The organism is Saccharibacillus qingshengii, assembly GCF_013185195.1.
GTDB lineage: Bacteria > Bacillota > Bacilli > Paenibacillales > Paenibacillaceae > Saccharibacillus > Saccharibacillus qingshengii.
This window is the reverse complement of sequence record NZ_JAAZWC010000002.1, coordinates 212,999-232,462: the sequence shown is the minus strand read 5'-3', so window position 1 is coordinate 232,462 and position 19,464 is coordinate 212,999. Positions and strand designations below refer to the sequence as shown.

General features: G+C 55.3%; 16 protein-coding genes and 1 other RNA gene. All 17 read right to left on the bottom strand.

Annotated elements, in window-relative coordinates; genetic code table 11:
* Positions 1-38: 38 nt before the first annotated feature.
* Positions 39-491, bottom strand: coding sequence for a pyridoxamine 5'-phosphate oxidase family protein (locus HRQ60_RS02900; RefSeq protein WP_172194230.1), 453 nt, complete (start codon positions 489-491; stop codon positions 39-41).
* Positions 492-580: 89 nt separating this feature from the next.
* The gene (locus HRQ60_RS02895) at positions 581-1,693 is read right to left on the bottom strand and encodes an LCP family protein (protein WP_172194128.1); all 1,113 of its coding nucleotides are present in this window, start codon (positions 1,691-1,693) and stop codon (positions 581-583) included.
* Positions 1,694-1,904: 211 nt separating this feature from the next.
* Complete coding sequence (gene typA / locus HRQ60_RS02890) at positions 1,905-3,746, bottom strand: translational GTPase TypA (protein ID WP_172194127.1); 1,842 nt, start codon at positions 3,744-3,746, stop codon at positions 1,905-1,907.
* Between the two features lie 139 nt (positions 3,747-3,885).
* Positions 3,886-4,398: a hypothetical protein gene (locus tag HRQ60_RS02885; protein ID WP_172194126.1), complete on the bottom strand. Its 513-nt coding sequence runs from the start codon at positions 4,396-4,398 to the stop codon at positions 3,886-3,888.
* A gap of 135 nt (positions 4,399-4,533) precedes the next feature.
* Positions 4,534-5,775: a tRNA uracil 4-sulfurtransferase ThiI gene (gene thiI / locus HRQ60_RS02880; protein WP_172194125.1), complete on the bottom strand. Its 1,242-nt coding sequence runs from the start codon at positions 5,773-5,775 to the stop codon at positions 4,534-4,536.
* Between the two features lie 3 nt (positions 5,776-5,778).
* Positions 5,779-6,930 (bottom strand): cysteine desulfurase family protein, encoded by a 1,152-nt coding sequence (locus tag HRQ60_RS02875; RefSeq protein WP_172194124.1) that lies wholly within the window; start codon positions 6,928-6,930, stop codon positions 5,779-5,781.
* Between the two features lie 121 nt (positions 6,931-7,051).
* Positions 7,052-7,825, bottom strand: a complete 774-nt coding sequence (locus HRQ60_RS02870) for a lytic transglycosylase domain-containing protein (RefSeq protein WP_172194123.1) — start codon at positions 7,823-7,825, stop codon at positions 7,052-7,054.
* 102 nt (positions 7,826-7,927) lie between these two features.
* Positions 7,928-8,428 carry a DUF3907 family protein gene (locus tag HRQ60_RS02865; RefSeq protein ID WP_172194122.1) on the bottom strand — a complete coding sequence of 167 codons (501 nt, stop codon included), beginning with the start codon at positions 8,426-8,428 and terminating at the stop codon, positions 7,928-7,930.
* Between the two features lie 350 nt (positions 8,429-8,778).
* Positions 8,779-9,194, bottom strand: an RNA gene (rnpB, locus tag HRQ60_RS02860) — RNase P RNA component class A.
* Positions 9,195-9,252: 58 nt separating this feature from the next.
* On the bottom strand, positions 9,253-10,368 hold the full coding sequence (locus tag HRQ60_RS02855; RefSeq protein WP_172194121.1) for a Nif3-like dinuclear metal center hexameric protein: 1,116 nt from the start codon (positions 10,366-10,368) through the stop codon (positions 9,253-9,255).
* Entirely contained in the window at positions 10,335-11,105 is a 771-nt protein-coding gene (locus tag HRQ60_RS02850; protein ID WP_172194120.1) for a tRNA (adenine(22)-N(1))-methyltransferase, read from the bottom strand. The genes HRQ60_RS02855 and HRQ60_RS02850 overlap by 34 nt, the downstream gene beginning before the upstream one ends.
* Positions 11,102-11,935, bottom strand: a complete 834-nt coding sequence (locus HRQ60_RS02845; protein ID WP_172194119.1) for a hypothetical protein — start codon at positions 11,933-11,935, stop codon at positions 11,102-11,104. The genes HRQ60_RS02850 and HRQ60_RS02845 overlap by 4 nt, the downstream gene beginning before the upstream one ends.
* 312 nt (positions 11,936-12,247) lie before the next feature.
* The gene (rpoD, locus tag HRQ60_RS02840) at positions 12,248-13,366 is read right to left on the bottom strand and encodes an RNA polymerase sigma factor RpoD (protein ID WP_172194118.1); all 1,119 of its coding nucleotides are present in this window, start codon (positions 13,364-13,366) and stop codon (positions 12,248-12,250) included.
* A 44-nt stretch (positions 13,367-13,410) separates the two neighbouring features.
* Positions 13,411-15,369 (bottom strand): DNA primase, encoded by a 1,959-nt coding sequence (gene dnaG, locus HRQ60_RS02835; RefSeq protein WP_172194229.1) that lies wholly within the window; start codon positions 15,367-15,369, stop codon positions 13,411-13,413.
* A 37-nt stretch (positions 15,370-15,406) separates the two neighbouring features.
* Entirely contained in the window at positions 15,407-15,883 is a 477-nt protein-coding gene (locus tag HRQ60_RS02830; protein WP_172194117.1) for a YaiI/YqxD family protein, read from the bottom strand.
* 195 nt (positions 15,884-16,078) lie between these two features.
* Positions 16,079-18,169, bottom strand: coding sequence for a glycine--tRNA ligase subunit beta (gene glyS, locus HRQ60_RS02825; RefSeq protein ID WP_172194116.1), 2,091 nt, complete (start codon positions 18,167-18,169; stop codon positions 16,079-16,081).
* A complete protein-coding gene (gene glyQ, locus HRQ60_RS02820) occupies positions 18,169-19,050 on the bottom strand; it encodes a glycine--tRNA ligase subunit alpha (protein ID WP_172194115.1) in 882 nt (293 codons plus the stop codon). The genes glyS and glyQ overlap by 1 nt, the downstream gene beginning before the upstream one ends.
* Between the last annotated feature and the right edge of the window lie 414 nt (positions 19,051-19,464).

Below are 19,464 nucleotides of genomic sequence, written 5' to 3'. Positions count from 1 at the left end.
AACAAGAAAAAAGAGTAAAAAAAGCCCGCGGCGAACCGCTAGGCTTTTTTCATGGCGCTCATGACCTGTCCGTCGAGCAGTTCGGCGGCATAGCGGTCGAGCGAACGGGTATATTCGGGTGGTGAAGACAGATGCGCTCCATAAAACAGGGCATTGCGCACCGCTTCGACTTCGACATCGAAACAGCACATTTTGAACGGAACATCGCGCAGCGGGTCTTGGGCGACCTTCGCGGCTCCGTTGACGGCATACACTTTTTCGCCTCCGAAAATCGTAAGCGTCACCTTCGGATTGTTCAAAATATTGTGGACCAGACGCGAACGGTGGTCGACCGCAAAACGGAGAGTCCCCGGATTCGAGGCGTACAGCCAGGAAATGGCCGTCGAGGTCGGACCGTTCGTTTCGGCGTCTACAGTGGCCAACAGGGCAAACGTCTCGCTCTGAAGCTGGTTGAACAAAGTTTCGGTCAACTGCGTAACGGCTTCGGACATCATCTGGCCTCCTATACGGCATCTGATCGGAATGATTCAATAAACGTCTTGCTTCCCCGATTATATCACATCGGGAAAACCTCATTCAATCACGGCGCCGCCGTGGCCGCAGCAGGCTGGTGATTGCCGGCCAGTTCGTCCTGCAGAGCCTGCTTCGCCGCCGCAAGTTCGGAGTCGCTGATATGGACGAACGGACTTTTCCAGGTTCCTGTTACTTTGGGGAACGTGATATTTTCTTTGGGGATATCCCAATAGGTTTTGACCAGATTAAGAATTTGTTTATTTTCCAGATCGGTATCCGTATTGTCCGCTACCGCATCGATCAGGGAGCCGGACTTGATCAGCACATTGAACGACTGTACTTTGTCCATAATTGCGCCGATCACCTGCTGCTGGCGCTGATTTCGGCTGAAGTCGTCGGAAGGCGCCGTAGGCGGGCTGCAGTTGGTTTTCCGGTAGCGGACGTAATCGAGCGCGTCTTTGCCATCGAGCGTCTGCGGACCGGCTTTGAGATTGATATCCGTCTCGTCCACCGTGTCTTTGTAGCACATGTCCATCATGACATCCACCTGTACGCCGCCGAGGGCGTCTACGATATCGCGCAGACTTTGGAAGTTGACGACCGTTACGTAATCGATCGGAATATCGAAATACTTGCCGAGCATCCGCTGCATGGCCTCTTTGGCTTCGCCTTCTCCCTGCTTTTCCTGAGCCAGGAAAGCCGGGTAGTAGGCGTTGACTTTGCGAACTTTGTATCCTTCCAGTTCGACACGCGTGTCTCTTGGAAGAGAAACTACCGTGGCCGTATTCGTTTTCGGATTCATGACCGCCACCATGACCACGTCGGTCAGATGCGAATCCGTCTCCGTCCGAAAATCGGTACCGAGCAGCGCCATGGCAATCGGCTGCGAATCAGCCGGTTTTGCCGGTTCGCCGCCCGTGCCGATCGCTTTGGACTTCTGATAGACCCATCCGAAATACAGACCGGCTGCGACGACCAGCAGAATCAGAAGCACAACGAATATTGTCCAGAAGCGCTTGGCTCCGCTTTTTTTCTTTTTGCCCCCAGGTCGGCCTCCGCCGTTTCCTCCGCTGCCGCCCGAACCTCCCGCACTGCGGCGGACGGTCGGCGCTTCTGCCGGCTTTGCACTGCGGCTTCCGCCCGAACGCGGCGGAAGACCTCCGCCTTGTGTACTGCTCATGTCTGTCCAGCTCCTTCTCTTATGCAATCCGTACGAATCGCGCAGGCCCGGCTCTTAAACCGTTACCTGCCATTTTCCGTACAAACGAAAACAGGGTCCGCACGCCACCAGGGCGGCGGACCCTGTTCGCCGAATCGCCCTGACGTCTTTTAATAAGACGCAGCCGAGACGGGAAAAGTTACCGATTGCTTGCTTTTTACTGCCGTATGACTTACAGGTTCGCTTGAGCCGCTTTGCGTTGTTTCTCGAAACGTTCGCGCTCGCCCTTATTCAGGACTTTCTTACGCATCCGAACGTTTTTAGGCGTGATTTCGCAATACTCGTCGTCATTCAGATATTCCAGCGCTTGCTCCAGCGAGAACAGGCGAGGCGTCTTCATTTTGACCGTATCGTCTTTGGTAGCCGAACGCACGTTGGTCAGCTGTTTTTCACGGCAGATGTTAACGACGATGTCGTTGTCGCGAGTGTTCTCGCCGACGATCATGCCTTCGTATACTTCAGCGCCCGGTTCAACGAACAGCGTACCGCGATCCTCGACGCCGAGAATGCCGTACAGCGTCGCGTTGCCGTTCTCCGTCGATACGAGTACGCCTTGGTGACGTCCGCCAACCTGTCCGCCGATCAGCGGTCCGTAGCTGTCGAACGCGTGGTTCATGACGCCGTATCCGCGAGTCAAGCTCAGGAAGTTCGTACGGTAACCGATCAGGCCGCGAGCCGGAATCAGGAACTCCAGGCGAACCTGGCCCGTGCCGTTGTTGATCATGTTGACCATTTCGGCTTTGCGTGCGCCGAGGCTCTCCATAACCGCGCCGGTGCTTTCTTCCGGTACGTCGATCAGCAGACGTTCGATCGGCTCCATTTTCTTGCCGTCGACTTCTCTGACGATAACTTCCGGTTTCGAAACCTGCAGCTCGTAACCTTCGCGGCGCATGTTTTCGATCAGGATGCCGAGGTGAAGCTCGCCGCGTCCCGATACAACGAAAGCATCCGGGCTGTCGGTTTCGTCAACGCGCAGGCTGACGTCGGTCTCGAGTTCGAAGAACAGACGGTCGCGCAGCTTGCGGGAAGTGACCCATTTGCCTTCGCGGCCCGCGAACGGACTGTTATTGACGAGGAACGTCATTTGCAGGGTAGGCTCGTCGATCTTGAGGACCGGCAGAGCTTCCGGATTTTGCGGATCGGCAATCGTCTCGCCGATGTTGATGTCCTTGATCCCCGCGATGGCGATGATATCGCCGGCGCCGGCTTGGTCCGTCTCGATACGCTTCAGACCCTGGAAGCCGAACAGCTTCTCGATCCGGGCCTGCTTCATGCCTCCGTCGCGCGTCATAACGGCAACGGATTGACCTTGACGGATGATCCCGCGGTTTACGCGGCCGATTGCGATACGGCCGAGGTATTCGTTGTAGTCCATCAGGGTAACGAGGAATTGCAGCGGCTCATCGATGCTTTCCGTCGGCGACGGAATGTTCTCGATGATCGTGTCGTACATGGCTTTCATGTTGTCGTCTTGTTTCGCTGCGTCCAAGCTGGACGTACCGTTCAGAGCGGAAGCGTACACGACCGGGAAGTCGAGCTGTTGATCGTTTGCGCCCAGTTCGATGAACAGGTCGAGAACTTCGTCGATGACTTCCGACGGACGAGCGGCCGGACGGTCGATTTTGTTGACGACAACGATTGGCGTCAGGTTATGCGCCAAAGCTTTGCCCAGTACGAAACGGGTTTGCGGCATGCACCCTTCGTAAGCGTCAACGACGAGCAGAACGCCGTCAACCATTTTCATGATCCGTTCCACTTCTCCGCCAAAGTCGGCGTGTCCAGGTGTATCCACGATGTTGATCAGATAATCTTTATAAGGAATCGCCGTATTTTTCGCCAGAATCGTAATGCCGCGTTCTCTTTCGAGATCGTTGGAGTCCATGGCGCGCTCTTGCATATGCTCGTGGTCACGGAAAATACCCGATTGCTGGAGCAGTTTGTCGACGAGCGTGGTTTTACCATGGTCGACGTGGGCGATAATCGCGATATTGCGAATTTCTTGTCTTGAATGCATGAATGGAATGTTCCCTTCTCTATTAAAAATGTTTAAAAAGCTTGTCCTTGGGATTCTCACAAAAGAAGCGTCTGGCAACACTGCCGACGCTCCTCGATCCCTTTGATTATACATGATTTTCATGAAATTTCAAGCCTTTTTACATTTTACGCCAACCGCTTCGTTTGCCTGCACCGGATTCAGGCCAAAAAACCAGCCAGGCTCCTGCCAGAATCAAAATAACCGAGAAGGCGTAGAGAAAAAAAGCGCCGAGCAAACTGAAAATAAACAGCAGGATCGACAGACCGATCAAACCCAGCGACGCGTAATAAATGCCTTTCGGACGTACCGAATCGAGCAGCGCGTACTCGTACAGACCAACGCCCGGACCCAGCAGGAACGCGGGCCACAGCACTTCAATCAACCCGAATCCCCAGGTGTTGCACAGAGAAAACACAATCCCGTACACGGTCAATGTTCCTCCCGGAACAAGTACCCAGGCCGGAAGGGTGCGGGCTGCAAAAGCCAGATGGAGGATTACCCCCGGCAGCAGGATGAGCAGCGGCCAGAACACCCGTCCCAGAAAAGAAAATACGCCCCACTGTCCCAAGAGAATAATCAGTCCGGCAGCTAAAATAAAAATCCCGACAGCCTTTTTATTATTGTTTGGCATCCCGATTCTCCTCTTGCGGAATTTTCGCCTATCCTGGCATACGCGGAAACTACGTATCCCATCCTTGTTATTATCGGAAATCTACGGCTGTTTATTCAGCGGTTCGGCAAATCTTGGAGAGTGCGAACGCGTTCTTCAGAACCAATCGGGATTGACGGGCGATTCTTCGCCTTCTTGATTGCTTCGGCTGCGCGAACCCCCCGCAAACAATTCGATCGTTTCCGTACCGTCGGCCGCTTCTTCGATCAGACGCTCAAGATTGGGTGTGACGGCTTCGACCTTGTTGACGATCCGCAGATTGGGATTGGTCGTCGGCGACTTCGGCACAAACAGCGTGCAGCAGTCTTCGTAAGGCAGGATAGAAATATCGTAGGTTCCGATCCGGCGCGACAGACGGATGATCTCGTCTTTGTCCGTCATGACGAGCGGCCGCAGAATGGGCAGCTCGGTCGCGCGTTCGATCACGTTCATGCTGGGCAGCGTCTGGCTGGCGACCTGACCGAGACTTTCTCCCGTTATGAGCGCGAGTGCTTTTTCCCGTTCGGCGACTTTGGTCGCGATCCGGAGCATGGCCCGCCGCATCAGCGTAATCATCAGATTATCCTGTCCCATCTGGGTGAACGAAGTCTGAACTTCGGTAAAAGGTACGATGTGCAGACGGATCTTGCCCGCATACTCTGCCAGAGCCTGAGCGAGGTCGACGACTTTTTCTTTCGCTTTTTCGCTGGTGAACGGGTAACTGTGGAAATGGATACACTCCACTTCCAGTCCGCGGCGGAGCGAAGACCAGCCGGCCACCGGGCTGTCGATCCCTCCCGACAATAGAAGCAGCGCTTTCCCGTTTGTTCCAAGAGGGAAACCTCCCGCTCCCGGAATCACTTCGCCGTATACGTAAGCGAATTGATCCCGGATTTCGACCCGAAGTTCCAGCTCCGGTTCCCGCACATCGACTTTGAGCAGCGGAAAACGCTTGAGCAGCGGAGAAGCAATCAGCGGATTGGATTCCTGCGACGAATGCGGAAAGTCTTTCCAGACGCGGCGGACATTCGTCTTGAATGTCGTTTCGCGTTTGATCTCCATCGCTTCGAGCAGTTCTCCGGCCGCGCGGATAATCTCGTCCAGCTCGGGCTTCACGGCACGCACCGGACTCATCGACGTCATGCCAAAAACGTTTTGCAGGACCGGAATAAGCGTCTCGGCCTGCCCGCTGCCCGGATCGACATAAATACGTCCGAATTCGCGGCGCACTTTGGCTTCCGGATAAGGACGCAGCAGCGCCCGGACATGCTCGACGGCCGCTTTTTCAAACTTTGCGCGATTGCGCCCTTTTAAGGTCAATTCGCCAAAACGCAGCAGCAGGTAATCATATTTCTTCATTCGTTATCTTTTTCTCCCCTCAAACGGCGCCAGCCGGCTCACGGCCTGTTCCAGCGCCTCCGACAGCAGTCGGATTTCTTCTTGCGTATGCCCGTCTCCCAGACTGAAGCGGATCCCCGAAGTCGCATGGGCGCGATCGCGCCCCATCGCTTCGAGAACCCGGCTCGGTTTCTCGGTTTTCGACGAGCAGGCGGATTGAGCCGACACAAGGACTCCAAGCTCTTCAAGCGTATGCAGAATCACCTGCGATTTCAACCCCGGAAATGTAAAATGTACAATATGCGGTGCGGGATGTGCAGGTTCGGTCAGCGTCAGCGCTTTATGCTTGCGCACTTCCCGCACTATATATTCACGCAGCAGATCCATCCGCTCGGCACGCCCGGACTGTCCTTCCGCCGCAAGCCGGAACGCTTTGGCCGCTCCCACAATCGAAGGCACATTTTCCGTACCGGCACGAAGCCCGCTTTCCTGCGCACCGCCCGATATGAGCGGCAGTAGATGCACGCCGCTGCGGACCACCAGCAGACCCACTCCGCGCGGACCGCCAATCTTGTGTGCCGACAGACTGTACAGGTCGATCCCGGCGGCATTCAGATCAAGAGCAAGGCGGCCGAATCCCTGAACGCCGTCGACATGAAAGCGTACGCGGGCGTCGCGGCGCTTCAGCTGCCGGCCGATCTCTTCGACGGGCTGGACAGCTCCCGTCTCGTTATTCACGTGGATGACGCTCACCAATGCGGTATCTTTGCGCACCGCACCCAAGATCCGCTCGGGACGGACCGTGCCATCCGCTTCCGGCGCCACATAGGTAACTTCAAAACCGAAACTCTCGAGCTGGCGGCAGCTTTCATATACCGAAGCATGCTCGATTTGTGTCGTGACGATATGCCGCCTGCCGTCGACACGTCCGAGCAGCATCCCTTTCACGGCCAGATTGTTGCTCTCCGTCGCCCCCGAAGTAAAGACGATTTCCGCACTTTGGACGCCGAGCGCAGCCGCACAGACTTCGCGCGAACGCTCCAGCAGTCTGGAAGCAGCCTGTCCCCCGCGGTGAATCGAAGAAGGGTTGCCGCTGTGCGCCTCCGTCACTTCGCTTACGGTACGGATGACGTCCGGATGAACCGGCGTCGAAGCCGCATGATCGAAATTAAGCATGAATCTTGACCTTCTTTCCATTCCTTATATTCCGTGCAGCCGTACTTCCAGCAGACGGCAAAAAGATCAAAAAGGAAAAGCCCGGCTTCTCCTTTTTGATCTTCGACTGCGCCGAATCGGCTCAAATGTATTTGGCTTGAGCCTTTTCTACCCGGCCGATATAATTTTGCGTCTCGCGTGGAAGCCGGTCGAAATTGGCATCCAAATCGGCTTCGGTTCGGATACCCAAACGTTGGAGCGTACCCGGACCCGCGTTGTAAGCGGCAAGCGCCAAACGCTGGGAACCGTCGAAACGAAGCAGCATGGAAGCGATGTAGCTGGCGCCTCCGTCGATGTTCTGCTGCGGATCGAACGAATTTTTGACACCGAGTCCCGCAGCCGTTCCGTCCATCAGCTGCATAAGGCCTTTGGCACCAGCGCCCGACTGGGCGTTCGGATTAAACGACGATTCCGCATCGATGATGCCGTTGATCAAAGACTGCGGAATTCCGTATTTGGAGCTCGCCGCCTGCACGATGTCCGCATACTGGGCAGCATTCGCATTCGGCGTTCCGGATTTGACGGTCGGTTCGGATACGGAAGGCATCTCGATCTTGGCGGATGACCTGTCCAGCGACGAAGAACTTTGAGAAGCGCCTTCAAGCGAAGTGGCTCCCTCCTTCATCGAACCCATCCGATCGGCCGGAAGCGCAATCGCATCGAGCGTTTTCATCAATTCCTGGGCCGAGATCGAACCCGTTCCCGATTGGTCCATCTTCTGCTGCAGCAGGGTGGCAAAGACCGACGAATCGATTTTGCCCTGCTCCATATTTTTTATTGCGGACTTGTCCAGATTCATACTGTCCATCCATTGAAGTTCGATGAGCTGCTTGGCCGTCCTCGGATCAATAATCATCGGCTGCACTCTCCTTCCATCGGTTTCAAGTTTAGCTTAACCCCAACGGCCGGAGCCGTGCAACGGGACTTCCGAAGCGGTTATCCGGGATTTCAAAAAAGCTTACGAACGCGGTGCGCTCATTCGACGCTGGCTGAGATAATCGCTCTCGTAGTAATCCAGATCGTCGCGAAGTTCTTCGTACGTCTTGGTGACGTCGAGAATCACTTCGCGTGCGGTAGGCGCAATGTGCCGGCGGAAACGAATCGCTTCCTGCCCCGTGTACGCATAACGGCCGTCTTCGGCGTAACATTCGTTTTTCGGATAAAAGAAACTGTTGATGACGTTATGATAGACCTTGTACAGCGTATCCTCCGCGGAATTGACATCAAAATTGGCCCGGCGGAGCAGCACCCCGATTTTTTCGGAGGAGGTTTCCGAGAACACAAGCAGATGACGGAGATCGGCTAAAAATCCTTTGTAATAAGCGATTTCTTCCTCATCCTGCGATTCGGCAAGCTGAGGCAGCGAGTATTCGTTCAAAAAAGCTTCGATTCTCACGATGGCGGTTTTCAACTTTTCTCTGGTCGATTCACACAATTTCTGTACGTTGGACGCTGGCATAACGGCGGTTCCCCCTTGGTATTTGATCGCGCGGACGCGCGAAACGGGCTTCCTTGCAAACCCTGTTCCTTCTTCCGTCCATCGTAGCATAAATTTTAAGCAAAAGCATCCGGCGAGCCCGTATTACCGCTGCCGATAAACAATGTTTATCGCCTTTATCCATGACTTAACCCCTGCCGTGATTTCCAAACGGAGCCGATCTGCCTTTCCCGTCTGATTCCTATGCAAAACGGCGCCCGCTTTCTTCTTTCGAAGAAGACGGACGCCGCCAAATCGGATTGTTCGTGCAAAAAAATCCTTTTGCTTCGGACCGTCGTCGGACGAGGTCCAAATTTTGTGGGTTGCGCAGTTCGGAAAGCTTACCGTAAGCCGGGTTCTGTGCTCGTTTGCGGTGCAGACGGGAACTACCCTCCCGCTGTGAGCGACAATCATCTGTCTAGGCCGCACATTGCTGTACGGCTCGAGCGACCAACCTAAACGCACCCCGGGCAAGGGCCGTCCCCGGCAAGCCGGGAACCGCGTTTCATTAGGTCTTGCTTCGGATGGGGTTTACCAGGGACGAAGTCACCAGCGCCCCTCGGAGTCTCTTACACTCCGGTTCCACCCTTACCTGTGCACACCCGAAGGCGGCCATCGGCGGTCCATTTCTGTGGCACTAATCCTTCAGCTCGCGCTGACTGGACGTTATCCAGCATCCTGCCCTACGAAGCCCGGACTTTCCTCCCGTACCGCCTTACGCGGCACCGGCGATTGTCTGTTAAACTTCCCTTAAGCAACGGCACTTATTATACCGCGAATATTCATGGGTGACAAGCTTTTTTTCTTTACACGAATCGGAAAGGTTCCGTATTCGGTTCCGAAGCGTGAACGGTCGTTTCGCTTCCGCTCTCGGTAAGCATGCTGCCCAGCAGCTGCGCCACTTCGCGTTTCATGATCTTCTCCGAATTGTGTCCCGGGTCGATAATCGACAGTCCGGCCATCCGTGCATCATGCGCCGTATGGTAATCGATATCGCCGGTAATAAGCACATCGGCCCCCTGGCGGATCGCATGATGGATATAACGGCTTCCCGATCCTCCGAGCACCGCCGCTTTTTTGACCAAACGTCCGGGATCGCCGACAACACGCGCGGCCGGCACATCGAAGCCCTGTTTGACGATTTCCGTCAGCTCGGCCAGCGTTTTGGGCTGTGCCAGACGCCCGATGCGGCCCAATCCGAAAGATTTCCCTTTTTGCTCCAACGCGTACAAGTCGTAAGCGACTTCTTCGTACGGGTGAGCTTTCAGCATGACTTGAATGACCTTGGATCGCCGGCTTTCGCCCAGCACCGTCTCGATTCGGATTTCTTCGGCGCGTTCCAGTTTGCCCGGACTTCCCAGATACGGGTCCGTCTGCTGCCCCGGAAGAAAAGTACCTGTGCCTTCCGTATTGAAACTGCAGTGCGAATATTCGCCGATTGTTCCTGCTCCGGCAGCCAGAATCGCATCCAGTACGCTTTGATGATGGCTTTTCGGCACATAAACGACCAGCTTGTAAAGCTTCTCGTTTTGGAGTTCTTCGAGCGGCTTGGGTTCGACGATGCCCACTAGGGAAGCCATCCAGTCGTTCATGCCGCCTTCCGCCACATCCAGATTCGTATGGCTGATATAAACGGCGATATCGTGCTTGATCAGCTTTTCGTACAGCGCTCCCATCGGCGTATCCGTACGCAGATGGGCCAGCGGCCGGAAAATGATCGCATGGTGCGCGACAATCAGATTGGCGCCGATCGCGATCGCTTCGTCCACCACTTCATCCGTCACGTCAAGCGCAACCAGTACTTTCGTGATCTCTTTATTCAATGTGCCGAGCTGCAAGCCGATTTTGTCGTTTTCCACGGCCAGCGCTTTCGGCGCAAACTTCTCCATCAGTTGGATAACGGTTTGTCCTTTGGCAAGCATGCCAGCACCTCCTTGAGCGATTCGATACGGCGTTCCAATGCTTCCTTTTTGCCGCGCGCGTCGCTGCTGTCTGAACGGCCCATCGATTCCGCAACCCATTTCAGTTTGTCGATTTCACCGATCCATTTGCCTTGGAATACCGGCGAAGCTTCGCGAACGAGGTAAGGTCCGAAGTCAATCAGCTGTTCCCGATCCAGTCTAACCGGCGGTTCTCCCACGGTCGTGTCCGCATAAAGGCGGGCATTTTCCGTTTCCGCCGACGGACTGCGGTCTCCGGTCAACACCTCGTAAATTTTCCCGTCTTCTTCAAGAATCGTTTCTCCGGTCAGCAGCCAGCCTTCTTCCAGCAGCCAGCGGCGGACCAGGTCTTCGCCGACATTCGGCTGGAGAATCAAACGCTGCACACCGGCAAGCTTGGCCCGGCCTTCCGTCAGAATACGGACGATCAGCGCGCCTCCCATGCCGGCGATCGTCACGACGTCCGCTTCCCCCGCTTCGATTGCGGCCAGGCCGTCGCCAAGCCGCACTTCGATTTTGCCGTGAAGTCCCGCTTCCGAAACCTGTTTCGAGGCCGCTTCATAAGGCCCGCGGTTCACTTCGCCCGCAATCGCCGAAACGACCCGGCCTTCCAGCACGGCACAGGTCGGCAGCAGGGCATGATCCGAGCCGATATCCGCCAGGCGGCTGCCCGGCGGAATCGATTGGCAAATCGTATTCAAACGTTCCGATAATTTCATACAGACACCCACGCAATCCATTTTTTTCGCCAGACAAACAAGAAGATAAATGCCAGCGCCAGTTTGCCGAGAATGTATAAAATAATACTCTCGGTCGTATTCTGTCGCAGCAGCAGGTCGTCGATCTCCGGCATAAACCAGAGGGTCACGCCGACCGCAAAATAGATCGAGGCAAAGCGTTTGGCTTTATGATGGGCGAGCCAGCTCAACCACAGCAGCAGCGCACTGAGCGGCAGCCAGAGCAGCTGGAGCATCGGCCAGGAAGCGGCCGGATTCATCTTGCCGAAAAATTCGGCATACAGCAGAATCAAAGCCGCCCAGCCGCTGTAATGCAGCAGCCCGCTCGGCACGATCATCCCGACCGCCAACCAGACTACGGCGCACACCGCGATCAACCCGAGCATGCCGATCTCTTCCGGCCAGCCGTTGAGACGGACCATCCAGGACCCCAGTCCAAGCAATACCACACTGCCGACCGCATACAGCATCTGCCCGCCCATTCCGCTCATCCAGGCTTTTCCCCTGGCGTATGTACCGAGCCCGTAACAAAATGAGACAAGCGCCGCGATTGCGGCTGCCTGAAACGGCCAATCCAGAATCGGAAAATAAAAAGCGATCATGAAAATCAGCGCTACGCTGACAAACGAAAGCGCCCACAGCTTAAAATTGCCCTGCTGCAGCGCAGTGACCGATAGTGTACCTTTTTTCTTCTGGGTCGCCTCGTCGTCATATAAGTTTAACAAAAAATCGCAATAATGTTCGGGCAAAAGTTTGCTTTTTCGCCAATTTTCAATCTCGGTAATAATAATTTTCTTTTTTTCCCGTTCCAAAAGCGCTCCTCCTCCGGAGGATTCTCTTCAATACCGCCGTTTGAAGACAATCCGTAACTGAAGCCGTTCTCCTTTTTATATCGGCAGGTCGCTTCGCTCCGATTAAGCAGGCGGACATTTTTGTTCGCCTTTCGTAAGCGGCAAACACCTTCTTCATCTTACCCGTAAAAGTTCCGCCCGCCTATGCGGCGCTTTACACGAACTTCCGGGACTTTAGACGGTAAAACGAAGGGAATCCTCCGAGAATCTTCCTTGGCTCGCACCAAGAGCGCCGAAGCTTCGCTCCGGCGCTCTTGGTTACCTATACCGCTTCTATTCGAGGAAATCCTTGAGCCGCTTGCTTCGGCTTGGATGCCGCAGCTTACGCAGCGCCTTGGCTTCGATCTGACGAATCCGTTCGCGCGTTACCCCGAACACTTTGCCCACTTCTTCGAGTGTGCGCGTTCGTCCGTCATCCAGGCCGAAGCGCAGACGGAGCACATTTTCTTCGCGGTCCGTCAGCGTATCGAGCACATCTTCGAGCTGTTCTTTTAACAGCTCGTAGGCAGCGGCGTCGGCCGGAGCCAACGCTTCCTGGTCTTCGATAAAGTCACCGAGGTGCGAATCGTCTTCTTCGCCGATCGGCGTCTCGAGCGATACGGGTTCCTGGGCAATCTTCATGATTTCGCGTACTTTCTCTACGCTGAGTTCCATCTCGGCGGCAATCTCTTCCGGCGATGGTTCGCGGCCGTATTCCTGCAGCAGCTGCCGGGAGACCCGGATCAGCTTGTTGATCGTTTCGACCATGTGCACCGGAATCCGAATCGTCCGGGCCTGGTCGGCGATCGCCCGGGTAATGGCCTGACGAATCCACCAGGTCGCATACGTACTGAACTTATAGCCCTTTTTGTAATCGAACTTTTCTACGGCTTTGATGAGACCCATATTGCCTTCTTGGATCAGATCCAGGAACAGCATGCCCCGTCCGACATAACGCTTGGCGATACTAACGACCAGACGAAGATTCGCTTCCGCCAGACGCCGTTTGGCCTCCTCGTCGCCATCTTCGATCCGCTTCGCCAAGCCGACTTCATCGTCGGCGGAGAGCAGGGGAACGCGTCCGATTTCTTTGAGATACATCCGTACGGGGTCGTTGATTTTGATCCCCGGAGGAAGAGCCATATCATCTTCGAATTCGAACTCCTCGCCGCCTTCTCTTTCGGTCTGCGGGCGGGGACGTTCCTCTTCATCGTCGCTTACTTCGATTCCCAGTTCTCCGAGCTGTTCGTAAAACTCCTCGATCTGCTCGGCGTCCTGGTCGAACGGCGACAGCTTCTCGGCAATTTCTTTGTAGCTCAGATGGGATCTTTTTTTGCCGAGTTCGATCAGCTGTTCTTTCACCTGTTCAAGGGTCAGTTCGCCTTCCAATTCCGTATGTTGCTCGTTCGCCATTCTAGACTCCCTCCTCCCCGGAATTCGAACCTGTGACTCGTTCGTTACTGCCTTTCCAGGGCTATGATTTCACTTGCGATTTGAGCGGCAAGCAGGAAATCCCCGTCTTTCTCGGCACGTATCATGGCTTCGCGCTTCTGCTCGATACCGCTGCCGCGAAGAGCGGTCTGCTTGCGGACTTCGCGGATACAATCGTTAAGAACCTGTTCGTTCCATTCTCGCGAACCTTCCATCATCGCGATGGCGCTGACGATCTTCTCCAACTTCTCGTCCTGCAGCGAAGAAATGAAGCGGCTGCTGTCAGGCTCGCGGTCCTGCGCATAAAAAGCGTACAGATAAGCGGCGATCGCGGCGTGCTCCGGCGTATTGAACTCATCGCCCAGACGCGCCGCCACATAATCGGCGGCCTGCCGATCCTGAAGCATCAGATACAGAAGCCGGCGTTCGGCCGCCTGATGGGCGGGAAGCAAATTCCGGTCGGGACGGGCTCTTCGCTCCTGCGGAAAAAAGTCTTCTTCCGTTTGGGCATAATTCCCTCCGCCGAAATTGCCTTTTTTGACATAGCCGCCTTTGTTCGCGTAATCGCCGCGTCCGCGGCCTTTTCCGCCGGACGATCCGGGACGTCCTCCCTGCTGGGGCCCGGAGTAAGCCGGACCCGGGTCTTCTTGTCCCGGGGCGGGGCGGCTGTGTTCCTGGCGGATCAGGTTGCTGTCCTGTTTGAGACTGTCGAACGAAATATCGACTTCCGTCGACAGTTCGCGCAGGTACACTTCCCGTTCCGTCGGAGAATTCAAGGCCGCGATAATCGGCAGAGCCGCTTTGGTGTAATCGAGGCGGCCGCCTTCTTCGGAGAGCTTGTACCCCCTCCGCAGATTGACCAGACGGAATTTGGTGGTCGAAGCCGCGTCTTCCACGATCTGACGCACAAAACGCTCCGCCCCGTTCGAACGGATGTAGTCGTCGGGATCCACTCCGGGCGGCAGCATCGCGATCTTCACTTTAAGTCCCGCCTGCTCGAGAATCGGAATACTTTTAAGTGCCGCATTCTGACCGGCATTGTCGCCGTCGTAGCAGACAAGCACTTCGTCCGCCGTCGTCTTGATCATGGCGGCATGCTGATCGGTCAACGAAGTTCCCATGGTGGCGACTCCGTTATGCACGCCCGCTTCCCAAGCCGCAATAACGTCGCCGTATCCTTCGAACAGTACGGCCTGCCGCTGTTTGCGGATAGCGCTTCTTGCCTGGTCGAAATTGTACAGTACCCGGCTTTTGTTAAACAGCCGGCTTTCCGGCGAATTCACATATTTCGGATGCCCGTCGCCCAGAATACGTCCGGCAAACGCAATCGTTTTGCCGCTGCGATTCGCTATCGGAAACATGATCCGGCCCCGGAAACGATCGACATAACCGTCGCCGCTTTGTCTGGCCGAAATCAAGCCGCCTTTTTCCATCTCCGCCAGATCGAATGAACGTTTGTCCAGAAACTGGACGAGCGTATCCCAACGATCCGGCGCAAACCCGATCCGGAAGTGATCGATCAGTTTGTCGCCGATTCCGCGTGCTCGCAGGTATTCCAGTGCGGGAAGTCCGTGTTCGGTGTTTTTTAACAAAAAATGATAGAATTTCTCGCTCCATTCGTAAGCCTGAAGGAGACGTCCGGTTTCCCGGTCCTGAGGCGACTCTGCTTTTGCGCCCGAGTTCTGGAAAGGGATATGCGACTCTTCTGCCATAATCTTGACGGCTTCGGGGAAGGATAGTCCTTCGATTTCCATCCTGAATTTGATGGCGTTGCCCCCCATGCCGCAGCCATAGCAGTAAAAGATTTGGCGATCCGGCGTCACCGTAAAAGAAGGGGTCTTTTCGGAATGGAACGGGCACAGGCCTTTCATGTACTTGCCCTGCTTGGTCAGATGAACGTATCTGCCCACCGTTTCGACGATATCGTGCTGATGCAGCACTGCATCAATCGTTTCCTCCGGAATATTTCCGTATTCCGTACTCATCATAACCACCTTCTAATGAAAATAATATTCGCTAAACTTAAGCCTTCTCCTGCAAATCATGTAAAAGTTTTAAACATTTTTCCGAAAAAGCCTCCCGGTCTTCCGCCGTGAACTTTTTGGGGCCTTTGGTTCTTCCTCCGCCCCGGCGCACTTTCGCGCTGATATGTCGGCGGTCGAGCAGGAATTCGATATTGTCCGCATCGTATACGACGCCGCGCTCCGAAAGCGCATAAGCGCGCTTTGCAAGAACCAATGCAGCCAGGCCGTAATCTTGGGTAATCACCAGATCGCCCGCACGCAGATGGTTGACGATATACAAATCGGCGCTTTCTTTGCCGGGGTCGACCCGTACGATGCGTACATTGTCGGCTTCGCGCAGCACATGATCGTATGAAGAAACCATGACGACCGATACGCCGGCGATTTGGGCGGCGCGTTTGATCTCTTCCTTGACCGGGCATGCATCGGCATCCACCAAAATCCGCATCTCCTGCGATTGCGTTACGCGCTCCATGAGATCCTCCTTTTCGCCGGAAGCGGCCGTGTTTCTACGCCTGCTCCAATCCCTATGCGAAAAAGGAATTTTCCCGACAGAGAAACGAATGCGCCGGCGCTTGTTCTACGCTCGGATCCAGCTCTCTGTACGGGAAATATTCCGTGTCGGTTATTTATTCAACTGCTTGTACAAATCCTGCAAAAGCCGGTCTGTTTACTGCCAGACCAACCTGCCGAAATCGGCGAAACGTTTGAGATCCCCGTCGATCGCAGCAAGCAGCGCAAGACGGTTGGCCCGTACGTTTTCGTTCTCTGCCATAACCATTACCCGGTCAAAGAACGTTGTAATCGGCTGAGCAAGCCCCGACAGTGCCTTCAATTCGGCTTCGGCGGCACCTGCGTATCCCTCGGCCTGAGCCCATGTACCGCGCTGCTTCTGCAGCAGCTGCCACGCTTCGAAGAGCTCGCGTTCCGCTTCGCCTTCGAACAGCTCGGGATTCACTTCGCTGCCGGAGGCTTTTGAAGCCAGATTGCCTGTGCGGGTGAACGATTCGACCGTCACTTTGAAGTTGCCTTCGCTCGTTACGGCGTTCATCAAGGCTTTGCCGCGCGCAACAACGGCCGGAATATCGCCGAAGCCGGCCGCGATCGCCGCGTCGACCACATCGTAGCGCAGGGTTTCCGAGAGCAGTTTTTTGATCCGCAGTTCGAAGAAATCATGCAGGTCTTTACGAATCTCTTCGGGCGTGCGCTTCAGGTTGCCAGCCTGCTCATGTACGGCGATAGACAGATCGAACAGCTGCTCAAGCGTCAGATTCAGCTTGTGATCGAGCAGGATCTGCACGATACCCGCCGCTTGGCGGCGCAGGGCATAAGGATCCTGCGAGCCGGTCGGGATAATGCCGATTCCGAAAAATCCGACGACGGCATCCAGTTTGTCGGCCACACTGACCACCGATCCCACGATGGAAGCCGGTACGGATTCACCGGCAAAGCGCGGCTGGTAATGTTCGAATACCGCACGGGCAACCGATTCGTTCTCTCCGGCTTTGCGCGCATAGTCTTCGCCCATGACGCCCTGGAGTTCAGGGAATTCATAGACCATTTGGGTCACAAGATCGAATTTGCAGATGTCGGCGGCACGGCTGACATCCTGCGCATCTTCGCTGTCCAAATGAAGCAGCGCAGCGATCTTGTCCGCCGTCTGACGGATTCGGCGCACTTTGTCGCCGGTGCTGCCCAGATCTTCGTGGAATACGACATTCTCAAGCTTCGAGAGCGCGTCCTTGATCGGCATCTTCTGATCTTCTTCATAGAAGAACTTCGCATCCGACAAGCGGGCGCGCAGTACTTTTTCGTTGCCTTTTGCGATAACGTCAAGCGATCTGGCATCCCCGTTGCGCACGGTCACGAAGAACGGCAGCAGCTTGCCTTCGGCGTCCAGAACCGGGAAATAGCGCTGATGCTCTCTCATCGACGTGATCAGTACGTCTTGGGGAATGTTCAGGAACGACTCTTCGAATGTACCGAACAGAGCGGTAGGGGTCTCCACGAGGAACAGAACCTCTTCCAGCAGATCGTCCTTGATCGCGATATTCCAGTTTTTCTCTTCGGCCAGATCGCGAATCTGCTTCAGGATCAGCGCTTCGCGCTCATCCACGTTCGCCATGACGTGCTGGGCACGGAGCGCTTCGACGTAGTCGGAAGCTTGGGCGATCGAAGTCTCGGTGCCGAGGAAACGATGTCCGCGCGTGATACGTCCTGTGTGGACATCGGTAATCTCGAAAGGAACGATTTCCTGGCCGAACAGCGCGACCATCCAGCGGATGGGACGAACGAACTTGAAATCGTAAGCTCCCCAGCGCATGTTTTTCGGGAAATTCAACGAAGCGATAATGCTCTTGAGTCCTTCCGGCAGCAGAGCGGATGCTTCCTGACCGTTCAGGCTTTTGGTGGCATAGATGTATTCGACGCCGCCGACTTCCTTGAACGTAAAGTCGCTTGCTTCCACGCCTTGGCTGCGCGCAAAGCCCAAAGCGGCTTTGGTCCATTCTCCGCTGTCGCTTTGCGCGATTTTGCGGGAAGGCCCTTTTACTTCTTCGCTGACGTCCTCCTGCTTCTCCGCAACGCCGTGCGCCAACACGGCCATACGGCGGGGAGTCGCGTAAGCTTCTACTTTATCGTAGCTCAGACGCGACGCGTCCAGCCATTTTTCCGTTTTCTCGCGCAGCTGATTCATGGCGGCGCGCAGGAAGCGGGCCGGTACTTCTTCAAGACCGATTTCGAGCAGCAGATCTTTTGCCATTACGCTTCCTCTCCTTTCTTGATCAACGGGAAGCCGAGCTTCTCACGCTCTTCCACATAAGACGCGGCCACTTTGCGTGCCAGATTGCGCACTCGCGTAATATAGCCGGTCCGTTCCGTTACGCTGATTGCGCCCCGTGCGTCGAGCAGGTTGAACGTATGCGAACATTTCAGCACATAATCGTAAGCCGGGAATACCAGATTGGCCTCCACCGCGCGTGCCGCTTCCTGCTCGTACATATTGAACAGCGTGAACAGCATTTTGACGTCCGACAGTTCGAACGTGTATTTGGAATGCTCGTACTCCGCTTGACGATACACATCGCCGTAGGTCATGCCTTCCACATATTCCAGATCAAACACGTTCTCTTTATCCTGGATGTAGGAAGCCAGACGCTCCATACCGTACGTAATCTCGACCGCAACCGGATGGGTTTCGAGACCGCCGACCTGCTGGAAGTAAGTGAACTGGGTAATTTCCATACCGTCCAGCCAGACTTCCCAGCCGAGGCCCGCACAGCCGAGTGTCGGATTCTCCCAGTTATCTTCCACAAAGCGGATATCGTGAACGAGAGGATCGACGCCAAGCGCTTTGAGACTCTCGAGGTACAACTCCTGGATATTGTCCGGAGACGGCTTGATAATCACTTGGAACTGATGATGCTGATACAACCGGTTCGGGTTTTCTCCGTAACGGCCGTCGGAAGGACGACGCGACGGTTCGACATAAGCCACTTTCCACGGCTCCGGTCCCAGCGACCGAAGATACGTCATCGGGTTCATCGTGCCTGCGCCTTTTTCCGTATCGTACGGCTGTGCGTTAATACATCCCTGATCCGCCCAAAATTTCTGAAGCGTCAGGATCATGCCTTGAAAATTCATAAAAACACCCCTTTGCAAAATGGATCGGCAGACCGGAAGGCAGCTGTTTGCCTATATGAGAGTACGCAAAAAACTCCCGTCCTTACGCCTGGTTCGACAGACGTAGGGACGAGAGTTTACGTGCCATGATCAAGATGCTCGGCATCTTCGATCTGCACCGGCTCGTTGACGGCGGCAGACGCTTCTTGCGAAACGCCAGGCCTACCCGATCAACAAAACGTCTCCCGCGGTTCCACCCTACTTGAATGCGCGGCGCCGACCTGCGGACGCGGTTCGCATTCCTCTTTTCCGTACGCTTCACGTTTCGCACGCTCCCGGAAATGCCTGTACGCACAGAATCTCGGCCGGCCGGGCTTGCACTGTCCCCGGTTCGCTGAAGCTTGGCCTTGTTTTTCATCTGCGCGTTTTCCGTTC